The 19,380-nt window shown below is 50.9% G+C and carries 23 protein-coding genes; 15 read left to right on the top strand and 8 right to left on the bottom strand.

The window, feature by feature from the left end:
- Positions 1-33: 33 nt before the first annotated feature.
- Complete coding sequence (locus tag FC49_RS06990; protein WP_003714223.1) at positions 34-255, top strand: hypothetical protein; 222 nt, start codon at positions 34-36, stop codon at positions 253-255.
- 160 nt (positions 256-415) lie between these two features.
- Here FC49_RS06990 and FC49_RS06985 read toward each other — a convergent pair whose 3' ends face one another.
- Both FC49_RS06985 and FC49_RS06980 read right to left on the bottom strand, forming a co-directional pair.
- The gene (locus FC49_RS06985; RefSeq protein WP_003714289.1) at positions 416-742 is read right to left on the bottom strand and encodes an ArsR/SmtB family transcription factor; all 327 of its coding nucleotides are present in this window, start codon (positions 740-742) and stop codon (positions 416-418) included.
- A gap of 127 nt (positions 743-869) precedes the next feature.
- Positions 870-2,717: a LysM peptidoglycan-binding domain-containing protein gene (locus tag FC49_RS06980; protein ID WP_056984641.1), complete on the bottom strand. Its 1,848-nt coding sequence runs from the start codon at positions 2,715-2,717 to the stop codon at positions 870-872.
- Between the two features lie 383 nt (positions 2,718-3,100).
- On the opposite strand from FC49_RS06980, the gene FC49_RS06975 reads away from it, so the two are divergent.
- Positions 3,101-4,039: a LacI family DNA-binding transcriptional regulator gene (locus FC49_RS06975; RefSeq protein ID WP_003714322.1), complete on the top strand. Its 939-nt coding sequence runs from the start codon at positions 3,101-3,103 to the stop codon at positions 4,037-4,039.
- Between the two features lie 45 nt (positions 4,040-4,084).
- Here FC49_RS06975 and FC49_RS06970 read toward each other — a convergent pair whose 3' ends face one another.
- Positions 4,085-4,270 (bottom strand): LBP_cg2779 family protein, encoded by a 186-nt coding sequence (locus FC49_RS06970; RefSeq protein WP_003714304.1) that lies wholly within the window; start codon positions 4,268-4,270, stop codon positions 4,085-4,087.
- Positions 4,271-4,506: 236 nt separating this feature from the next.
- On the opposite strand from FC49_RS06970, the gene FC49_RS06965 reads away from it, so the two are divergent.
- The 3 genes from FC49_RS06965 (at position 4,507) to hisS (ending at position 7,928) form a co-directional block, all read left to right on the top strand.
- Complete coding sequence (locus FC49_RS06965; RefSeq protein ID WP_003715546.1) at positions 4,507-5,127, top strand: LVIS_2131 family protein; 621 nt, start codon at positions 4,507-4,509, stop codon at positions 5,125-5,127.
- 22 nt (positions 5,128-5,149) lie between these two features.
- On the top strand, positions 5,150-6,334 hold the full coding sequence (locus FC49_RS06960; protein WP_003714257.1) for an MDR family MFS transporter: 1,185 nt from the start codon (positions 5,150-5,152) through the stop codon (positions 6,332-6,334).
- 316 nt (positions 6,335-6,650) lie between these two features.
- Positions 6,651-7,928 carry a histidine--tRNA ligase gene (gene hisS / locus FC49_RS06955; RefSeq protein WP_003714242.1) on the top strand — a complete coding sequence of 426 codons (1,278 nt, stop codon included), beginning with the start codon at positions 6,651-6,653 and terminating at the stop codon, positions 7,926-7,928.
- A 71-nt stretch (positions 7,929-7,999) separates the two neighbouring features.
- On the opposite strand, the gene FC49_RS06950 is transcribed toward hisS, so the two are convergent.
- Positions 8,000-8,770: an NADPH-dependent oxidoreductase gene (locus tag FC49_RS06950; RefSeq protein WP_003714228.1), complete on the bottom strand. Its 771-nt coding sequence runs from the start codon at positions 8,768-8,770 to the stop codon at positions 8,000-8,002.
- A gap of 21 nt (positions 8,771-8,791) precedes the next feature.
- A complete protein-coding gene (locus FC49_RS06945; RefSeq protein WP_056984640.1) occupies positions 8,792-9,433 on the bottom strand; it encodes an NAD(P)H-hydrate epimerase in 642 nt (213 codons plus the stop codon).
- Between the two features lie 109 nt (positions 9,434-9,542).
- Here FC49_RS06945 and FC49_RS06940 point away from each other — a divergent pair, with 109 nt between their 5' ends.
- Both FC49_RS06940 and FC49_RS06935 read left to right on the top strand, forming a co-directional pair.
- A complete protein-coding gene (locus FC49_RS06940; protein WP_003715535.1) occupies positions 9,543-9,950 on the top strand; it encodes a hypothetical protein in 408 nt (135 codons plus the stop codon).
- Complete coding sequence (locus FC49_RS06935) at positions 9,947-10,270, top strand: DUF7671 family protein (RefSeq protein WP_056984639.1); 324 nt, start codon at positions 9,947-9,949, stop codon at positions 10,268-10,270. Before FC49_RS06940 ends, FC49_RS06935 begins: the two co-directional genes overlap by 4 nt.
- 212 nt (positions 10,271-10,482) lie before the next feature.
- Here FC49_RS06935 and FC49_RS06930 read toward each other — a convergent pair whose 3' ends face one another.
- Positions 10,483-10,863, bottom strand: a complete 381-nt coding sequence (locus FC49_RS06930; RefSeq protein ID WP_003714259.1) for a helix-turn-helix domain-containing protein — start codon at positions 10,861-10,863, stop codon at positions 10,483-10,485.
- Positions 10,864-10,979: 116 nt separating this feature from the next.
- Complete coding sequence (locus tag FC49_RS06925; protein ID WP_056984638.1) at positions 10,980-11,336, bottom strand: DUF488 domain-containing protein; 357 nt, start codon at positions 11,334-11,336, stop codon at positions 10,980-10,982.
- A gap of 66 nt (positions 11,337-11,402) precedes the next feature.
- Between FC49_RS06925 and FC49_RS06920 the strand changes: the two genes are divergently transcribed.
- The 7 genes from FC49_RS06920 to FC49_RS06890 all read left to right on the top strand — a co-directional run bounded on the left by FC49_RS06920 (position 11,403) and on the right by FC49_RS06890 (position 18,109).
- Entirely contained in the window at positions 11,403-12,035 is a 633-nt protein-coding gene (locus FC49_RS06920; protein WP_056984637.1) for a DNA-3-methyladenine glycosylase, read from the top strand.
- Complete coding sequence (locus tag FC49_RS06915) at positions 12,036-13,205, top strand: ATP-binding protein (RefSeq protein WP_056984636.1); 1,170 nt, start codon at positions 12,036-12,038, stop codon at positions 13,203-13,205.
- On the top strand, positions 13,202-14,479 hold the full coding sequence (locus FC49_RS06910) for a vWA domain-containing protein (protein WP_056984635.1): 1,278 nt from the start codon (positions 13,202-13,204) through the stop codon (positions 14,477-14,479). Before FC49_RS06915 ends, FC49_RS06910 begins: the two co-directional genes overlap by 4 nt.
- Positions 14,472-14,768: a hypothetical protein gene (locus FC49_RS06905; RefSeq protein WP_056984634.1), complete on the top strand. Its 297-nt coding sequence runs from the start codon at positions 14,472-14,474 to the stop codon at positions 14,766-14,768. Before FC49_RS06910 ends, FC49_RS06905 begins: the two co-directional genes overlap by 8 nt.
- A 68-nt stretch (positions 14,769-14,836) precedes the next feature.
- A complete protein-coding gene (locus FC49_RS06900) occupies positions 14,837-16,741 on the top strand; it encodes a M13 family metallopeptidase (protein WP_056984633.1) in 1,905 nt (634 codons plus the stop codon).
- A gap of 217 nt (positions 16,742-16,958) precedes the next feature.
- On the top strand, positions 16,959-17,603 hold the full coding sequence (locus FC49_RS06895) for a helix-turn-helix domain-containing protein (RefSeq protein WP_056984632.1): 645 nt from the start codon (positions 16,959-16,961) through the stop codon (positions 17,601-17,603).
- Entirely contained in the window at positions 17,603-18,109 is a 507-nt protein-coding gene (locus FC49_RS06890; protein WP_003714277.1) for an O-acetyl-ADP-ribose deacetylase, read from the top strand. Before FC49_RS06895 ends, FC49_RS06890 begins: the two co-directional genes overlap by 1 nt.
- Positions 18,110-18,213: 104 nt before the next feature.
- Here FC49_RS06890 and FC49_RS06885 read toward each other — a convergent pair whose 3' ends face one another.
- The gene (locus FC49_RS06885) at positions 18,214-18,501 is read right to left on the bottom strand and encodes a SemiSWEET family transporter (protein ID WP_056984631.1); all 288 of its coding nucleotides are present in this window, start codon (positions 18,499-18,501) and stop codon (positions 18,214-18,216) included.
- Positions 18,502-18,706: 205 nt separating this feature from the next.
- Here FC49_RS06885 and FC49_RS06880 point away from each other — a divergent pair.
- On the top strand, positions 18,707-19,380 hold a 674-nt coding region (locus FC49_RS06880; protein ID WP_478212003.1), incomplete at its 3' end, for a glucose-6-phosphate isomerase.

Below are 19,380 nucleotides of genomic sequence, written 5' to 3'. Positions count from 1 at the left end.
AAGTGCTATAATGGTGGCATGGAGGTGATAGCAGTGACGACCGTTTATCTTCACGCCAATGAGCGGACGCAAACAATTCACTGTTCTGATGGTAGCCAGGGAGTAGTGCAGCTAGCAGCACCGTATTACCAGTTTCGTTTTTATAGTCACCAGCACCCGAGCTTTTGGTTGAAGCAAAGTCAGTTACAGGATGGGGCAACTGTAAAGGTCAGGGACATCCAAAGTACGGATGACTTCCAGCTGAAACTAATTTAAGACGGCCCAAAGCCAAGGGGTAAGGCAGAGTGGCTGCTGGGCCATTTCATGCCATTTATTGCTCGTTGCAAAGCCGGTCTGGCGCAATTGGCGGAGCATTAATATCTTTAAAATAGTCGAGCGGCAGAGAAGAAATTTAGTTTTCCTCCCTGCCGCTCAGTTACTTTTCTGTGGCTGGTTTATTCATGATTTCGTCAGCGTGGCTCAAGACATCGGCAACCAGGGTCATTAGTTGGGGATTTTCCAACTGGTAGATGATGACCTTGCCGTGCCGGTGCTGCTGGACCAGGTGAAGTTTACGCAGGATCTGCAACTGGTGGGAAACACCAGACTGCTCCCAGTGAAGTCGTTCGCTGATTTCAGAGACACTCATTGAATGCTGGATCAACAGGTAAATTAGCCGCAACCGTTTTGGATTGCCTAGGATTTTAAAGAGCTGGCTGGCTTTTTCAATATTCGTTAGTTCCCCAGAAGTTTGACTGACCATTGGACTTCCCCCATTTGTATCTTGCCACGGAATATCAAAATTATTATTACTATAATTTTAATATTTAAACCGAAAAAAGCAAAGGGTCAATAATAACCCTTTGCTTTTTCGGTAGTAACTTTTTTAATTAGAGGCTCAACTGTTGGCCGACATAAATGGTGTATGGGGCCTGCAAATTATTCCGTTGAGCGAGTGCCCGCCAGTCAAGACCGTGCTGCGCCGCGATCGCTGATAAGGAGTCCCCGCTTTGAACGGTGTAAGCACCGTGGGATGCAGCTGCTGGAGCTTGGTAGCTAGTGGCTTGACCGTTGACCCGCAGAACCTGTCCAACGTAGATCCGGTTAGGGTTAGCAATGCCATTGCTTTGGGCTAATTGCTTATAGGAAACCCCGAGCCGGCTGGCAATCCCGGAAAGGGTATCACCACTTTGAACGGTGTAGGATCCAGCAGCACTAGTGTTGCTGCGTTGCGGTTGGCTAACGGTGTTAACTGAGCTGGCCTGTGTACCGCCGACCCGCAGGACTTGCCCAACGTAGATCCGGTTAGGGTTGGCAATGTTATTGATCTGGGCCAATTGTGAGTAGCTCATGCCAAACTGGCTCGCGATGCCAGAGAGGGTGTCCCCGCTTTGGACGGTGTATGATGCTGTCGCGGAGTTAGCATTAGTATTAGTGTTAGTTGGCGCCGTTGTCTGGTGGTTAACAGTCGCCGTCCGTAATTGTAGGACTTGTCCGACATAGATCCGGTTAGGGTTAGTAATGTTATTAATCTGGGCTAATTGTGAATAGCTCATGCCAAACTGACCCGCGATGCCGGAGAGGGTATCCCCGCTCTGGACAGTGTAGCTACTTTGACTGTTATTACTTTGCTGGTTGTTAGCAGCGGGTTGACTTGGCGTTGCCGGTTGGCTGGTTGCCTGCCGAACCAGGAGCCGCTGCCCAACGTAAATCTGGTTGACGTTTTGAATGTCATTCAGGTGCGCCAGGGTGTTAACCGTAGTTGAGAACTGGTTAGCAATGCCGGAGAGGGTGTCCCCACTTTGAACAGTGTAGTAGTTAGTGTTGTTGCTAAAACTGCTCGAGGAGTTGTCATTCTGCTGTTTGTTGACAACGACCTTGCCAGAGAAGGCCACTGAATCGAGCTGTGTCAAATTGTAAGTCCGAATCAGGTTCTGCAAAGAGTAGGCGTAATTAGGGTCGGTTGCGTAACCGTCGAGGTGCAGCTTGTTGGTTACGGAAATGTAGTTAGTGTCGCCAAGCAAGTTGTTATACCGGCTGTTGACCGCCAGGAAACGTCCGTGGTCTTCAACAGATTCGCTCAGACTAGGGTAGGCGCGGAAGTTGTCGTAAATATAAACGCTCCGGCCGTTGTAGACTTCACGAGTTTGAAGCCGGATGGACTGTCCGTTGTAAGAGCCCTTGATACCGAAGAGGTTGTTGCCAGGAGCGGCTTGGCCCCAACCACTTTCGAGGATGGCTTGAGCAACCGTAACTGAAGGAAGCACTTGGTACTTGTTCCAGCCATTAATAGCCCCTGGAGCAACATTTTGGATGAATTGTTGGCAACGAGCATTATTGCTAAAGTGGAGGGAGCTGACGTCCGTTGTTTGGTTTTGTGGCTGCTGAACAGTATTTGCTTGTGCAGCGTAAGCCGAAGCAGTCAGCGCCTGCGCTTGTGGAGCTGCCTGAACATTCAGCGTGTTGGTAGTTGCCGTTTGGTCGTTAGCTTGCTGGGTATTAGCACTTTGGTTATTGTTAGCTGGTTGATTGTTGTTAGTCTGGTTGGCCGTCGTCGTATTTTGGGTGTTGACGTTAGCCACGGGTGCCTGCGTTGCTGCCTGACCGTTATCGTCAGCGTGAGCGATTGCTCCGGTGGCGGTCAGCAGTGAAACGGCGGTTAAACCGGCGACAACCCACTTCCGGCCACTCTTGTACATCTTAAAGTGAGTGGCACTGTTAAGTTCTGCTTGTTTCATGTTCGTTAGCTCCCCCTGTCATTTAAAACGCGATAGTTCAAACCAAAAGCTGGAACCACCTGCTCGTTTTATAGAATTGAAATAAAAAAGTTAAGAAGTTATTAAGATTTCACTATCTATAAAATTATCATTTTCGGTGCAAAACGTCAATCGAATCCGGCAGGTAAAATAAGTATATTTATATTTTGACAACCACGAAGTCGTTAATAATCTTAACCAGTAGGGCCGTTTAATGCGTCTTTATCAACTGACAGACAGTTTTTGTTAAATGCTTAGAAAAACATATGTTAATTTGGTCGTAATGAGAGAAACAATTTCTGTTTGGTGAACACTAGGATATAATATAAGAGCTTTTAAGATCTGATATGATGTGAGGTAGAAGAATGGTAGCAAAGTTAAAGGATGTTGCTAAATTAGCTGGGGTGTCAGTAACAACGGTCTCACGGGTCATCAACAATTATGGCTCGCTGAGTGACAAGACCATCAAGAAGGTCCACGCGGCAATGCGGGAACTGAATTACCAGCCGAACGCGTTGGCCCGGGCAATGCAGGGCAAGCCTTCCAAGTTCATTGGCTTGATTTTCCCTAACCTAACGAACCCCTTCTTTGCTGAACTGGTAAACGAGTTGGAACGGCAGCTGTTTGAGCAGGGCTATAAGACCATTATTGCTTCTTCAGCGGAAAATCCTGAAATTGAACATGAGTATTTGAGCATGCTGATGGCTAACCAGGTTGACGGAATCATCTCCGGTTCGCACAACCTTGATATTCAGGAATACCACCAGGTTGCGGCGCCAATCGTTTCCTTTGACCGCTACCTGGCGGATAATATTCCAATCGTTGCTTCGGATAGTTACCGGGGCGGGAAACTAGCGGTTGACTACCTTCTCCAGCATGCTGTCCGACATATCGCGGTGATCGTGGACGAGGACACCTCCGCGTCACCGACGCTGAACCGGCTTCAGGGGGCCGTTGACCGGTTGACAGAAGAGCACCGGAGTTTTGATCCCTTAGCACTGGATAGCATTGACTTTACGACTACTTTCCCGGGAATTTATGATGGGGTGGTCGCCTCAAATGATATTCAAGCGCTCGAAATCGCCGCTGTTTACCGTGCGCATGGTCTCCGGATGGGTAGGGACTTCTTCATTACCGGTTACGACGGTTCGCAGCTGGTTCAGAAAGTAGCTCCCCAATTGCCAACGGTTGTCCAACCAATTCCAGAGCTTGCGACGGCCCTGATTAAGACTCTATTGCAGCGGGTCGCTCAGCCCACCGTCCAGGTGCCGTCGACGACCCTGCCAGTTACCTTCCGCCAGTAATAAAAAGGTGCGGGTCATTGTAGGCCCGCACCTTTTTATTACTGCTTATTTACTTTGCATAAACCGTTGGAGCAATTCGGCTTCTTCAGAGGTCGCTGCGGAATTTGATGACTTAATGTCATGAATTCGTTCGACTGACAAATGGCTCCCGAAGGCAACTTCATTATCGTTTAAGTCGTTATCATGCTCAAATTTGATTAATTCTTGCGCTAACTCACTCAAATTATCCATGAAATCATTTTCCTCCTTATTTGACCAGGTCGTCAATTAAAATTCGTTTTCACTAATTCGTCCACTGGTGAGACAAACTGGTTAAATACCATTTTTAAGTTTAGCACAGTTTAGAGAGTTACCAAAAAGAAACACCAATTTATTTAAGAAAATCGGCGGCAATAAGCGGGACATGGAGCAGTATTTATGTGATAATCAAGGTATAACCTTGGCAAATAGAATGGAGAGTTGTAGATATGACTTGGAATTGGTTGGGATGGCTGTCGTGGATCCTGGCAGTTGCCTTTTTCTGCTGGGTAATTCACTATATTCGCGTCCAACAACTGATGTTGATTGCAAAAACGAAAAAGGCGTTTGCACCGAAGCTGTTTTGGCGGTACGTCGTCCTGGTGGTAATCGCCCTCGCTTGGCTTGGGGCGATGCTGCACCTGACCTTCTTCCGCCAGGTTGCCATTAACGACCGGCAGGAAACGAGGATTTCAATGCAGTATGCCAACCTGCAGTTGCACAACCAGGGAAATGACTACTACTACGTGCTCGCTTCCCGCAGCAAGAATGGCCAGCACCCGGTCGTTTCGTACACTTACTGGGCGAAGGGAAATCGTTATACGACTAATTCCCGCTTCGGCTCGGTCTCTGATGGACAACGGTTAGTGACGCTGGATGCTAGTACCTTGCCGTGGAACAAGGCGAAACTGAAGAAGATGGACCAGGAAAGCGGGCACGCTTTTGCTGCGACAATGACGGTTCGCTACCAGAATACCGTTATTAACGGCCTGGGATTGCGTGCCAACCGTGATGCCGCAACGTATACCCTGATTCGGGTACCATCATCAGAAATGGTTCACGAACGCTAAGGAGGTCAAGCTGAGATCAAAAATGACAAAGCAGAGGCAGGTTAAGTTAAAATGGGTAGCCCTCGCAAGTTTGCTTAACAACACTGGGGCTGCTTTTTTGTGGCCGTTGACAACAATGTACATGCACAACTACCTCCACGAAAGTCTGACGACGGCAGGGGTAGTAATGCTTTTGATGTCGATCTGCATGATGGTCGGCAACTACCTGGGTGGGTGGTTGTTTGACCACTGGGACCAGTACCATACGGCGGTCTTAGGGGTAACGATCTCAACGGTGGCGATCTTTACTCTGATCTTTGCGCACGGCTGGCCGTGGTTCGCGGTCCTGATGATGCTGAACAGCCTGGGGGATGGTATTAACATGACCATCGTTAATTCTTACGGCTCCCTGGTCAGCGATCACAGTTCGCGCTACGTCTTTAACTATATTTACATGGCCTTCAATGTCGGGGTCGTAATTGGCACGTTGGCGGTGGGGGTTCTCCTGCCGATCAGCGTCGTGCTGGTCTTTACGGTTGCCACCGTCTTTTACTTCCTGCTGGCCCTGGTGGTCGTATTTGCCCTCAAAGTCCGGGTCCCGTTACCGCCGAAAACACCACGGTCCCGGGAGAAGTTGGCCTCTAGGAGCCACCAGCAAGCCCTCGTGTTAATCTGGCTGATCCTCCTAAACTTCGTAACGATCCACCTCAGCTACTCACTCTGGGAGAGCGTAATGGCTGTGCACATGACGAATATGGGAATTCCTTTTTACGCGTACAGCCTCCTGTGGACTCTTAACGGGGTGCTGATTATCGTCGGCCAGCCATTGGTGAACAAACTTAGCCCCTATGTTCGTTTATCCAGCCAGATTATGGTCGGTATTCTGATTTTTGCCAGTTCCTTTCTCCTCTTGATCTTTGCTCGGAACCTATGGGCCTTCGTGCTTGACTTTGTTCTCTTGACGATTGGCGAAATGGCCAGTTTCGCGGGGCTGCCGGCTTGGATCGCCCAGTTGACAACGGTGAACGAGGCTGGGCACTACCAGGGTCTGCTTAACATCATGATGTCGATTGGGCGGGCAATCGGGCCCCTTTACGGCGGTTTTGTGATTGATCACGGGAACTACCAAGAGCTCTTTATTTCTGTCTTCCTGCTGATGACGGTCACCCTCGGCGGGGTCTTTGCCTACCTGTTACGGCTGCGCCGGCTCAGTGACGACAGCAAATAGTGATACCCAAACGCGACGACTTATGGTAAAATCACTGGTGAACTGAAAAGCACTGGAAGTAGAATAAAAGCAGCCACATTTTGACAGAGAACTAGCAATGCTGAGAACTAGCCGTGGTTGTGAAGCCACCTCTACTGAGCTGAACCGGGGAAAATAGTAGCCGGTTCCGGATGACCCGTTATCGTCGTGAAGTTAGCACAACTTCTGGAGGCATTGGCTGTGAGGCTGATGCAAATAGAGGTGGGACAGTGAGTAAAATCGCCCTCTAAGGTCTATGGCCTTAGAGGGCTTTATTAATGAAAGGGGAAATTGAACGATGGATTATCAAAAACCAAAGGGAACTGCGGACCTGCTGCCAGGGACTACCGGCTTGTGGGAAAAGGTCGAAGCCAATGCCCGGGAAGTCTTCCGCCAATTTGGCTACCGGGGGATCCGGACGCCGATGTTTGAAGATTACCGTGTCTTCGCGCGGAACGTGGGGGACACCTCCGATATCGTGGAAAAGGAAATGTATGATTTTCACGATAAGGGTGACCGGCACATTGCCCTGCGGCCAGAAGGGACGGCCGGAGTTGTGCGGGCCTACGTGGAAAACAAGCTCTACGGTCCGGAATACCCAAAGCCGTACAAGGTCTACTACATGGGACCAATGTTCCGTTACGAACGGCCGCAGTCCGGTCGGCAGCGTGAATTCCACCAGATTGGGGTCGAAGCATTAAACAACGAATCACCACAGATTGACGTTGAAGTCATTGCGATGGCGATGGCGCTCTTCAAGAAGTTTGGGGTGCCAAACGTCAAGCTGGTTATTAACACGCTCGGTGACAAGCAGGTCCGTCAAGACTACCGGGAAGCGCTGATTAACTACCTCAAGCCCCACTATGATGAACTGAGCGCGGATTCGCAGGAACGGCTTTACAAGAACCCGCTCCGGGTCCTGGACAGTAAGGATGAGGGTGACCAGAAATTAGTCGCAGACGCGCCGTCGATTCTGGACTACCTGGACGATGAATCACAAAGCTACTTTGACCAGGTCCAAAAGCTGCTCAAGGAACTAGGCATTGACTACGAGATTGATACCAACATGGTGCGGGGCTTGGACTACTACAACCACACCATCTTTGAAATTATGTCCGACTCACCAGTCTTCGGTGGCGGCTACACAACGGTTTGCGCCGGTGGTCGTTACAACGGTTTGATTTCCCAGCTTGGCGGCCCTGAAGAAGGGGGAATTGGTTTCGGAATGGGGGTTGAACGCTTAATGCTCCTCCTGCAACAGGAGAACCCAGATTTCGCACCACAGGACCAACTCGACCTCTTCTTGGCGAGTGCTGATGACCAGGGTGACAACCTGGCCTTTGAGGTTCTGAGCAAGGTTCGTCAACAAGGAATTGTTGCCGACAAGGATTACAGTGGCGTGAAGGTCGGCAAGCAGATCAAGGAAGCCTTCCGCCGCAACGCTAAGTACTTTGCCGTTTTTGGTGACCGGGAAGTCAGTGAGGGTCAATTCCAACTGAAGAACGCGGCGACTAAGGATGCGGTCGACGTTAAGGTTGCTGACTTTGTAGCGGACCCTGCTAAGTATTTGAAGTAAGTAAAAGAGGTGTTGACGAACGGGTCATTGGCTGGCCCACTAATCAGCACCTTTTTGTGTTTAAATTCAAGTTAGTCCGCCCGCTTCCAGTCGAGAGCGAGTCCTTGCTCCTGCAATACCTGGGCGAGGTCATCCCGCTTGTCAGGGTCACCTAGGTTGAGTTTGGCACCGTTGATCTGGTTAGTGAAACTATCGACGCGGCGGTTGGCATCCCGCAAGTCGTAATACTGATGAACGTCGTGGTCGTAATCGGCCAGGTCGTGAACATCGAACTCAGTCGGGTAGTGGTTGTCAAAGGCTATGAAGTCGAGTGGCAACCGGGGCTTGAGCTGTGGTTGCTGGTCAGGAATTCCGACTTGTAAGCCCAAGAGGGGCATTGTCATTTTCGGCAGTTTCAGGACTTTGACCAGGCGGGCCGGATCATTCTTGATTGAGCCGAGGATTACGCCACCCAGTCCCATACTTTCTGCGGCGACCAGGGTGTTTTGGAGGGCGAGGACGGTGTCTTCTACCGCCTGCATAAAGATATCGGTGGTGTGGAGTCGGCCATCGTCATTGCCCATTTGGTGGCGGATTTGTTGGTTGCGGTAAAGGTCGACGACAAAAATCAGCAGGTCCCCATTGGCTCCGACGTAGGGCTGACCAGAGATTTCCCGGACAGCTTGCCGCAGCTGGGGGTCGGTTAAGTGGAGAATGCTAAACTGCTGCATGAACATGCTGGTTGAAGTATGACTGGCCGCGGCGTAGAGAGTCTGCAGCTGGTCAGCGGTTAATGGCTGGTCTTTGAACGCTCGAATCGTTCGGTGGTTAAGTTGGTTATCAATTGTTTGATTATGGATCATTAATGGTCACCCCTTGTAATTTTAATCGTCAACGGCGTAAGTGCCCATATCATCAGCAATGGCAACTCGGCCAGCGTACTCCTTCCCGGCGTCAGTCGTGAGCCCGACCTTATTGAAAGCAAACGTCACTGTAACGTCTGCCTTAACGGTGGTTCCCATTACTTCGCCGGTATCAGTGTTGATGCCGGATGGCATGTCGACGGCAATTACTACGGCGTCACTGGCGTTGATGGCATCGATGGCGGCCGCGTAATCCCCCTTTACCACCCGGTCGATTCCGATACCAAAAAGGGCGTCGACAACCAGCGTTGCCTGGTCGAGAATTGCGAGGTCGGTAGTTTGCGGAATCTGGTAGTATTGGCAGATATGGTCTTGTACTCGGTGCTCCTCTGAGGCATGATCCGGGTTGCCAACGTTGAGGATGGTGACCTTGACACCCGCAATATGGAGGAGCCGGGCGACGTCTAAGCCGTCACCACCATTGTTGCCACTGCCAGCAACCACCACAACGTGGCCGAGGTTGAGCGGGTAGGCATTTAAAATTTCATCCCGGACTGCCAATGCCGCCCGTTCCATCAAAACAAGGGAAGGAACGCCGATGGTATTAATGGTAAACGAGTCGTAATGACGCATTTGTTCTGCGGTAATCGCTTTTTCTTCCATAAAACTACCTCCAATTAGTAAGTCTTACCTTAATGGTAACATGAATTTCCCGAGGTTGGTGAGTGACATTCATCCAGGAAGTCGGTACACTTAATGTAAAATGGAGAGGGTGATCTGCTTGAAGTGGCAAAGTGAAGAAAAATATTTTCAACAGATGGCGGGCAAGAAAGTTGCTTGGACCATTTCACAACCAGAGGACGGGCTAGTTCGGGCGGGCTACCCGTTGTACGACCAGCAGTTACTGGATTTTGTACGCAAATTTAAGGCCAGTCCGTTGTATGACCATAAGTACCGGAAAACGCTCCGTCATTTTCATATCAAGCCTAAATTAAATGAGCTAACTGTGAGCCAAGCCCTGCTGATTAACAACGCGCGGGTGGCAAACGCCCTGCTGTCCCTGATTATCGATGGGGAGGATGTTCAACGGGGAACTTGGGCGACGGCAATGCAGGCTGGCTACTTTTACCAACTGTTAAAGTTAGTGGATACAGATGACGAGGTGGAAGAAAAGAAATGAGTAAGAAAAACCAGTATCCGGTGCAAAAGTTCACGGGAATTCCGGTCGAGGCGGACGCCGGTGGCAAGTACCAGCTTAAAGTCGATCAGCATGGTGCAGTTAAGCTCCACACCTGGCGGACTGGGAAACACACTAAGGGTAAGTACCAGGGCCCCGGTCAGGTGATGCTGACGGAAAATAACCTGCCAGTGGTTATCCTGGCGGCAGAACCAATGGCCTTTAAGGATCGCCACAGTGAGACTCCTTTACAGCGCTTCTTAACAGTCAAGGTGACGGATGACGTTCTCCAGCAGGGGCTGGCAATTCTAGAGAATCAGTGAGAGTGGGAGCGTGACAGGGAGTGGGACAGAACTAGATTATCTAGTTCGTCGTCCCACCCCCCTGTCACAGTCCTACCTCTGCTAGCTACTACGTTGTTGTATTTGTATCTTTAAAGCAGTAAGCAGCTAGTCTTTAGAAAGCACAAACGGCTTCCAGCACTTTGCCGAGTACTGGAGGCCGTTTATGTTTTAGCTAGGTAGCTGCAGTAGCCTTATCTAAAGGTGCCAACAATGCCGCAAATAATGCCGCCGAGGGCGGGGATGATCCACCAGTAACGGGCGAGAAATTCCCAGCCGTTGTTGATTTCCTGATAACGCCAGTGATTTTCCTGCTGGTTTTGCTGGATATGGGCGTCGATAAGCCGGTCCAGCTTGGACTGGCTGACAGCGGGTTCCTTAGCCAGTACCAGTTCGTCGAGGGAAACGTGTAAAATACTGGCGATTTGGATAATTTTCTCAATATCGGGGAGGGCACTGCCGTTTTCCCACTTAGAAATAGCCTGGCGAGAAACATGGAGCTGGTCGGCTAACTGCTCCTGGGAAAGGCCTGCTGCCTGCCGCAATTTAGTTAGTTGTTGTTGGAACTGATTCATTGTTACTTCCTCGTTTCGTTGAATTCGTACTATCAATTATAAGGGAAATGAGGGTAGCAACAAGAACCTCCGAATATTTCCCGGGTAATTAATGGTTGCGAACCCGCAACCAGGAGTTAACCCAGGTCTTGTTCCAACTGTTCCTTGAGGATGACGGCCTGGTTATGCTCCTCGTCTTTAGCGCCATACAGGAGGATAATATTTTCTTGAGCATGGCTGCTGACCAGTTCTTTGAGGATGGCGTAGGCGACGTTATCGTGGAGTTCGGCGAGGTAGCGTTCTTTGAATTCTGGATACTTAGCTGGGTCATGACCGAACCACTTGCGAAGTTCATTGCTGGGGCCGACCTCTTTGAGCCAGCAGTCGAGGTGGGCGTTGACCTTGGAGATCCCGCGGGGCCAGAGGCGGTCAACCAGGATTCGGTAGCCGTCCTCATCGATTGGTTTGGTGTAAATTCGTTCAGTTTTAAGCATTGCAGATGAACCACCTTTCGTTTAGTGTTACCTTTAGGATAAGTTTAATAGAGGAGGATTTCAATTATGCTGTCGGCATTTCAACAATTCTTTACGGGGCGGCCGACCATCGAGATTGCCCGGGACCTTTTGGGGAAACTGGTGACCTATGACGGCCCTGATGGTCGGACCGGTGGGTATATCGTCGAGTGTGAAGCCTATTTGGGTGAGAACGACTCTGCTTCACACGCCTTTAATGGTCGGCGAACCGGTTATTCGGAATCGCTGTATGGTCAACCGGGAAATATTTACCTGTACCAAATTCGGGGTCACTACTGCTTTGACATCGTTGTCCAGGATGCCGAGGAGCCCCAGGGAATCCTCTTGCGGGGCCTTGAGCCGGCAATTAATCCGGACGTAATGGCCCATCACCGGGGAATGTCAGGGGTCAACGTCACGAACGGGCCCGCAAAATTAGTACAGGCACTGGGAATTCACTCGCGGCAGCTTGATGGTCAACCGATGGAGGGCAACCAGCTGACGGTGGATTTAGAAAAGTTTAAAATTCCCCGGGAAATAATTACAGCTCCCCGGGTCGGGGTTAACCTCGCGGGCAAAGACGGCGCAGCTCCCCAGCGCTTTTACGTGGCCGGCAATCCCTACGTGTCGGGAATCCGGAAGCGGGACATGGATTTGAAAACGCAAGGGTGGCGAGCTTAGATGGCACTGACTTATCAACAGTTATTAACGGCGATTCCACTGGTACTGCGTGCGGGCAACGTCCCTAATATCGTTGGTGACGCCGGAATCGGGAAGTCGGCGCTGGTGGAAGATGTTGCGCGGCAAATGAGTGCCCAGCTCTACACCACGGTGGTTAGCCTGAGCGAAAAGGGTGACCTGGCAATTCCGGTACCGCCCCTGACGAGTGATTCCTTTGTGGAAACTAAAAATTACGGACGCTTGGCAAACGTGCAGTATGGCTATGCGGAAACTCTGATTCGAATTATTCAGTTTGCGGAAGAGCATCCCGGCCAGCCGATTATCTGGTTCCTGGATGAATTCAACCGGGGGAGCCAAGCAGTCCAAAGCGAACTGATGAACTTAGTTTTGCAGCGGCGAATCAATTCATTGCAGCTTCCCGCCCAGGTGAAGATGATTATAGCGGAAAACCCGGACAGCACCATGGCTGGCTTTAATGACCGAGAATATGACGTTGCCATTGGTGACGCGGCAATCAACGACCGAACCGTCCGCCTGGTGATGGCTACTTCGACGACCGAGTGGCTAGAATGGGCACGACACCGGCAACCAGCAATCAATGCTCTGGTGATTAAGTACTTGGATAGTCACCCCGATCGCTTGATGATGGTTGCTAATAGCCCTGAGAGCGACCTTGAGCCAACGCCCCGGGCTTGGGAGCGGGTTAGCAAGAACCTTGATGAATTGCAGAAATTACCACGGGAGACGCAAGAGCAATTGGCCGGTGACCTCTTTAGTGGTGACCTGGGTGCAACAGTCGGCGAATCCTTCGCCCAATTTTTCCTGGCTCAGGGTAGAGAATTGACCTTGGAGGCTGTGCAAACAACTGCTGACGGTCAAAGGCAATTTAAAACGGCGGATGAAGCAGTCAAGGTAGAGCTCCTTCGAGAATGGCTCAACCAGCCTGGTGATTATAGTCTGGACACGGACCAAGGCGCCGCGGTTTTTCTTAAACTTCTTCGCTCAATCAGTGCTGATGGGCAGGTGGCGGTTGCTAAGTCAGTCGGGGAGGCCGGCCTGCCATTATTAACGGCGATGTACCGACAGGCTACTTCTGCACCAGCAGGCGCCGTAGCCAGGCTCTACCAAGAGTTAGCGCGAGCGGCTAGTCAAGGGGAGCGCCGCGGATGACCTTCTGGCAGAAAATATTTAGGAATCCAGCACCAAGCGCGGACCGGCGCTACTACCAATTAGTAACAGTCCTTTTGCACCATCAGCGGTTGATGGGTGAAATTATTCTACAATTACCCCACCGTTTTGACCGCCAATTACAGGCGACGATGGGGTTAGCCTGGGTTGGCAACCAACTGGTCATCAGCGTTAATCCGGACCGCCTGTTAGCACTGCGTCAGGATGATGCGGTTTTGCTGCTGGCTCATTTGGCCTTGCACGTGGTCTGGGAACACCCGGTTCGGTATGCGAATTATTCGGACCAGGAACTAGTAGCCGTGGCAACGGATATTGCGGTTAACCAGTACCTCCCGGGAACGCCGCAGGGGACCGCCAGTCTTGCTCAGCTGCGGCGAGTCCTTCGGCGGCCAGTTCCAGAAAAACTTGATTCGCAGGAATACCTGCAAATTATTAATGGTGCCAGTCAAGAAGAACGAGAAAAGTTGCTTCATGCAGTGGGCGGTACCAATACAGGAAAAGACATGAAAACAGCTGCCGAGCAGCCAGTTGAAAGTCATGCCGGGTGGGCTAATGGTGCTCAAATAAATGCGGACCAAGGTGCCCGCTTGGCAGCAGTCAAACAGCTTGTACGCCAAGCCTGGCGGCAAACGCCCCAGCGTGATCGTGGCTTATTGCCAGGAGATGTTCGGGAGCAGATTGCACACCCCAATCATCAGCCAGCTGCGGTCCCTATTTGGCAACTGCTCCTCCGTCGTCAGCTGGGCAAAATTGCCCAGGGTCATCAGCCCCGGGCGAACCGCTTTAACCGTCGTCAGCCGCTACGCATGGATCTTCCAGGACAAGTCAGCCGTTTAGTACCCGCTGTTCATATCTTTGTTGACAATTCGGGGTCTGTTTCCGATGAAGAGCTCTCCACCGCTTTGCTTGCAATTGGGCAGATGACGGGAACACTGGGGCTGCCAGCCTGGCTGTATTCATTTGACGCCAAGGTAAGTGGCAAGGGGACGCGTCTTCGGCCCAGACAAGCGCCGCGCCTTACCCGCCAGGGCGGTGGTGGGACGCAATTTCAGTGTGTTTTTGATTATCTTCGTGACCACCATGTTCCGACGACCGGAACCATGGTTGTAATCATCACCGATGGCTGGGGTGAGAGCACGCTCCGTTGCCACCACTACCGCAATGTGTTTTGGCTGCTGACAACGAAGCGTGACCAGCTATCGGTACCAGCACCAGCCAGCCACGTTTTGGAACTGAGGAGGGAGCAAAATGACTGAACGAATATTACCACCGGAAACGATGCTCGCGGTGCTAACGCACGGAAGAAACTACGTGCGGGCGGCAGCGCTGCTAAATGAAGAATGGGAGCCGGACCAGCAGCCAATTTACCGGGATGTTTTGGAAAGACAGGATGTGGCCCTAGCACGGCAGTTGCAACGAGGCGGTCTCTTGCCCGGCCGAGTTGACCTGGCGGACTACCGAAGTGTTAATCAGTTGCTGATCGACCACGGTCAGTGGTTTGCGGCGAGTGCCCGCCAGGAGTTGCTCCGGCCCTTCCAAGAGTAGTTAAGTTCCCAGCAAAAGCGCTAAAAATAGTATAATAGTGACAAACTCACTTTGAGGAGGAATACAACGTGGCAATTAACAAGGAATTAATCAAGGATGACCTTTACGAAGCTGTCAATGGTGCCTGGATCAAGGACGCTAAGATTCCCGATGACAAACCAGCAACGGGAGGTTTTAACGACCTGGTCGACGAAATCGATAAGCAGATGATGGCTGATTTTGAGGACTACGCAGACGGTAAGAAGACGTCAGACGATTCGCGCTTTAACGAGATGATTAAGCTGTACCGGGTGGCGAAGAAGTTTGACCTGCGGAAAAAGGTCGGCCCTGTGCCGTTACAACGCTTGCTAGCCAGCGTCACAGCCCTTGATTCATACGCTGACTACCAGAAGCAGTGGAAGAACTGGGTGCTGATGGGGCTACCATCACCGGTATTGTTTGATATTGATGCGGATATGAAGAACGCCACGGTCTATGCACTGTTTGTTTCTTCACCATCGCTGATTCTGCCTGATAAGAGTTACTACGAGCCGGCGAAGAAGGACCAGCATGACCAGTTGATGAAACTTTGGGCTGCAATGGTTAAGGAGCTATTGTTAAAGCTGGACTACACCGAAGAGCAGGCTGCCCAACTGATCAAGGAAGCCCAGGCTTTTGATGCGCTCTTGGCGCCGAACGTGAAGAGTGCGGAAGAGGCAGCCGATTACAGTAAGATGTACAATCCACAGACAGTTGCCGAGCTGGCTGCTTCCACGGACCAACTGGATCTAGCAGCCGTCATCAAGCAGCTGGTAGGGGCAACGCCGGACAAGGTCATCGTGATGGAACCGGCCTACTTTAAGGCCCTGAACAACATTCTCAAGGACCACTTTGACCTCTTTAAGAGTTGGGCACTGATCAATGTTGTCCGCGACAACGCCAGTTACCTGGATGATGAGATGCGGGAAATCAACGGCCGGTACAGCCGGGCGTTATCCGGGAGCAAGAAGCCGGTCAGCCAGCAGAAGTTTGCCTACTACCTGGCCCGGGACATCTTTAGCCAGGTGGCGGGGGACTACTATGGCAAGACCTACTTCGGACCGCAAGCTAAGGCGGACGTCCACCACATGGTTGAGCAGATGATTGCCGTCTACAAGCAACGCCTGACCAATAACACCTGGTTGAGCAAGGCAACCCGGGATAAGGCAGTTCTCAAACTAGATAAGCTGGGCATCCAAGTCGGCTACCCAGACAAAATTCCGTCATTGTACGACCACTTAAAGGTCGATGAGCTGGAATCACTGATTGCTAACCTTAACCAATTGAGTATCGTTGCTAGCAAGGAAATGTTTAGCCGTTGGAACAAGCCGGTTGACCGGATGCGCTGGGAAATGAGCGCCGCCACGGTCAACGCTTACTACCACCCGTTTAAGAACATTATTGTTTTCCCAGCTGCTATCCTGCAGGCGCCATTCTATTCGCTGAAACAAACGAGTAGCCAGAATTACGGGGGAATTGGCGCGGTCATCGCCCACGAAATTTCCCACGCTTTCGATAACAATGGGGCCCTCTTTGATGAGTACGGGAACTTGAACAATTGGTGGACGCCGGAAGACTCCGCCCACTTTAAGGAACTCGCCCAGAAGATGATCGACGAATTTGACGGCTTGCCAATTGCGGGCCAGAAGGTCAACGGGAAGCTGACGGTCTCCGAAAACATCGCCGATGGCGGGGGCCTGTCCTGCGCCTTGGAAGCGGCGAAGGAAGAGGACGACTTCAACGCCCAAGAGTTCTTTATCAACTGGGCAACGATTTGGCGGATGAAGGCCACCCAGCAATATGAACAATTATTGCTGTCAATTGACGTTCACGCACCGCAAAAGCTGCGGGCCAACGTCCAGGCGCAAAACCAGGCTGACTTCTACACTGCCTTTGGGATCCAGCCAGGCGACCAGATGTACAAGGCGCCGGAAGACCGGGTCAATATTTGGTAGCTATTGGGAGGGGAAATAACCTCCTCGACAAGGGATGCGTCCGGCCCTGGGGCACTTTGCCGGTCATCAAAAATTAAAAATCACTGGGGCTCAGAAAATGAGCATCCAGTGATTTTTGTTTGTCTGGAAAGGTTAGCGTGACATTTGGGGGCCAGCTTGGTATCTTGTTAGCAAGAATTATTTCCCGGGAAATCAATTTGAAATACGGAGGCACTGAATGGAATTCGCAGAGAAAATCAAACAATACCGGGCCCACAATGACTGGACCCAGCAGGAAGTCGCAACTAAACTCGGGGTATCCCGGAAGACGATTTCTAGCTGGGAAAATGGGCGCTCGTATCCCGACATTTTTATGCTGGTCCAGCTCAGTGACCTCTACCAGGTTAGCTTAGATGATTTATTACGGGAGGACCACGAGATGATTAATAACTATAAGCAAGAACACGCATCGTTGGCTAAGCAGGACCGGATTTTTACAATTTCGTATTTGTGTAATGTCGTGATCAGTTTATACTTTTTATGGCGGGCACTATTTGGAACCGGAATGATTAACCAGCTGCCACCACTGGGCCGTTTTTTAGCTGGAGCAGTCGTTGGCCTCTTATCTGTAAATGTTTATTTCCTGTTAAGCAAGGCCGATTGGAAGAAGCAAAATCGGGTCACTCAGGTGGGGGCGATCTTGACCTTTATCGTAGTTACAGCGTTACTGATCAAGCTTGATTTTACTAGCTATTCAGGTTCGGCGACGGCATACGGGCTTGGGGCCGGCTTTGGACGGGGCTTTGTAGTGGCCTTGTCAGCATTGTCAATTGTTGAAGCAATTTGGCTTTATCCGCAATTTAAGCAAAGAAGGAATCGGTAATGAAAACAATTCAGGTAGTTCAAGGCGATATTACGACCATCGCGGCAGACGCAGTTGTCAACGCTGCTAATACCACGCTGATGGGTGGCGGCGGTGTTGACGGCGCAATTCACCGGGCGGCGGGCCCAGCCCTATACGCGGCTTGTGAAAAGTTTGGCGGTTGCCCGACCGGGGAGGCCCGAATTACCAGTGGCTTTAATTTGCCGGCGAAGTATATTATCCACACCCCGGGTCCCATTTGGCACGGGGGCGACCATGGAGAGGAACAGCTGCTAGCGAATTCTTACCGCAACAGTTTGACGCTGGCGGACGAATACGGTTGTCGGACCGTGGCTTTCCCGTCGATCAGTACGGGCGTCTATTCTTTTCCCTTAGACCGGGCCGCTCAAATTGCCGTCCGCACAATCCGGGAATTTTTACGCTCGGCCAGTCACGTGGAAGAAGTGACGATGGTCTGCTTTGACCCGACAACTGCTCGAGCATACCAAGCAGCTGTTAATAACTAAAGCGGGTAGCTAGTTTTTAGAAATAAAGAGGGCTCCAGTGCTTGGCCAAGCACTGGAGCCCTCTTTGTATACTGCGCTGTTAAAGCAGTAGATTTATGTTACAGCTAGTGAACAAATGAAGTAATTGCCGTTACTAACCCGAAGATAATTCCAGGGAAGTTGGCGATAATCACTGGCCAATCCTTTTTATCGGGCTTTACCCAACCGTAGATTACCCATAACAAGGCATTGATGGAGGCAAAGAACGGTTGAACAGGTGAAACTGGCTGGCCGGTAAAGTTGGCAATAATCTGTTCAATGTAGGAGAAGTACATAACCAGGCAGGCAATCGTGGCAAAGTTTCCGGTGAACTTCCGGACCGTCTGCTTGGTCGTTAGTTTTTGATTATCCATAATGATAACGAGTCCTTTCATCTATGAGATTAATTTTACATATAAGAGCACTATATTAACCGCTTTTCTCATATCTTATTCTCTAAAAAAGTTAATGTCAACCGGTTGACATATAAAATAGTAAGCGCTATCATATAAACCGTTAAGAAAAGTAACCGCTTCATCAGGGAGCGAGAATAGTAATTGAGAAAGAAGAGAGCAGTTTATGGCACATCTTTCATTTGATACACAAGGCTTGAAACAATTTGTTCATGACAACGAACTTGGTGAAATGCAGGCAATGGTCAAGGCCGCGGATGATGAACTCCGCAACGGGACCGGTGCCGGGGCCGCCTACCGCGACTGGCTCCACCTGCCAAGCGAGTACGACAAGGATGAATTTGAGCGGATCAAGCAAGCCGCCAAGAAGATCCAGTCTGACTCCGACATCTTGGTTGTCATTGGAATCGGGGGCTCCTACCTCGGTGCTCAGATGGCAATCGACTTCCTCCACAACACTTTCTATCAGGCGCAAAGTGCGGCAGACCGGAAGTACCCACTGGTCATCTTTGCCGGGAACTCCCTCAGCTCGACCTACGTTCACGACCTGCTGGAACTAATTGGTGACAAGGACTTCTCCGTCAATGTCGTTTCCAAGTCCGGGACGACGACTGAACCGTCAATTGCCTTCCGGATCTTCAAGAAGAAGCTGATTGAAAAGTACGGCCTGGAAGAAGCTAACAAGCGGATCTACGCCACAACCGACAAGGCCAAGGGGGCGTTGAAGACCGAGGCCGACACCAACGGTTACGAATCCTTTGTCATTCCTGATGGGGTCGGTGGCCGCTACTCCGTCCTCTGCCCGGTTGGCCTCCTGCCAATCGCCGCTTCTGGTGCCGA

The sequence above is a fragment of the Limosilactobacillus oris DSM 4864 genome, assembly GCF_001434465.1.
GTDB classification, from domain to species: domain Bacteria; phylum Bacillota; class Bacilli; order Lactobacillales; family Lactobacillaceae; genus Limosilactobacillus; species Limosilactobacillus oris.
The sequence above is the reverse complement of the archived record's forward strand: the minus strand, read 5'-3'. Positions and strand labels throughout refer to the sequence as shown.

Excerpts from the sequence above, each read along its gene's own strand:
- FC49_RS06985 (WP_003714289.1), bottom strand. The coding sequence starts at position 742 with ATGGTCAGTCAAACTTCTGGGGAACTAACGAATATTGAAAAAGCCAGC.
- FC49_RS06980 (WP_056984641.1), bottom strand. The coding sequence starts at position 2,717 with ATGAAACAAGCAGAACTTAACAGTGCCACTCACTTTAAGATGTACAAG.
- FC49_RS06975 (WP_003714322.1), top strand. The coding sequence starts at position 3,101 with ATGGTAGCAAAGTTAAAGGATGTTGCTAAATTAGCTGGGGTGTCAGTA.
- FC49_RS06970 (WP_003714304.1), bottom strand. The coding sequence starts at position 4,270 with ATGGATAATTTGAGTGAGTTAGCGCAAGAATTAATCAAATTTGAGCAT.
- FC49_RS06965 (WP_003715546.1), top strand. The coding sequence starts at position 4,507 with ATGACTTGGAATTGGTTGGGATGGCTGTCGTGGATCCTGGCAGTTGCC.
- FC49_RS06960 (WP_003714257.1), top strand. The coding sequence starts at position 5,150 with ATGACAAAGCAGAGGCAGGTTAAGTTAAAATGGGTAGCCCTCGCAAGT.
- hisS (WP_003714242.1), top strand. The coding sequence starts at position 6,651 with ATGGATTATCAAAAACCAAAGGGAACTGCGGACCTGCTGCCAGGGACT.
- FC49_RS06950 (WP_003714228.1), bottom strand. The coding sequence starts at position 8,770 with ATGATCCATAATCAAACAATTGATAACCAACTTAACCACCGAACGATT.
- FC49_RS06945 (WP_056984640.1), bottom strand. The coding sequence starts at position 9,433 with ATGGAAGAAAAAGCGATTACCGCAGAACAAATGCGTCATTACGACTCG.
- FC49_RS06935 (WP_056984639.1), top strand. The coding sequence starts at position 9,947 with ATGAGTAAGAAAAACCAGTATCCGGTGCAAAAGTTCACGGGAATTCCG.
- FC49_RS06930 (WP_003714259.1), bottom strand. The coding sequence starts at position 10,863 with ATGAATCAGTTCCAACAACAACTAACTAAATTGCGGCAGGCAGCAGGC.
- FC49_RS06925 (WP_056984638.1), bottom strand. The coding sequence starts at position 11,336 with ATGCTTAAAACTGAACGAATTTACACCAAACCAATCGATGAGGACGGC.
- FC49_RS06920 (WP_056984637.1), top strand. The coding sequence starts at position 11,403 with ATGCTGTCGGCATTTCAACAATTCTTTACGGGGCGGCCGACCATCGAG.
- FC49_RS06915 (WP_056984636.1), top strand. The coding sequence starts at position 12,036 with ATGGCACTGACTTATCAACAGTTATTAACGGCGATTCCACTGGTACTG.
- FC49_RS06910 (WP_056984635.1), top strand. The coding sequence starts at position 13,202 with ATGACCTTCTGGCAGAAAATATTTAGGAATCCAGCACCAAGCGCGGAC.
- FC49_RS06905 (WP_056984634.1), top strand. The coding sequence starts at position 14,472 with ATGACTGAACGAATATTACCACCGGAAACGATGCTCGCGGTGCTAACG.
- FC49_RS06895 (WP_056984632.1), top strand. The coding sequence starts at position 16,959 with ATGGAATTCGCAGAGAAAATCAAACAATACCGGGCCCACAATGACTGG.
- FC49_RS06890 (WP_003714277.1), top strand. The coding sequence starts at position 17,603 with ATGAAAACAATTCAGGTAGTTCAAGGCGATATTACGACCATCGCGGCA.
- FC49_RS06885 (WP_056984631.1), bottom strand. The coding sequence starts at position 18,501 with ATGGATAATCAAAAACTAACGACCAAGCAGACGGTCCGGAAGTTCACC.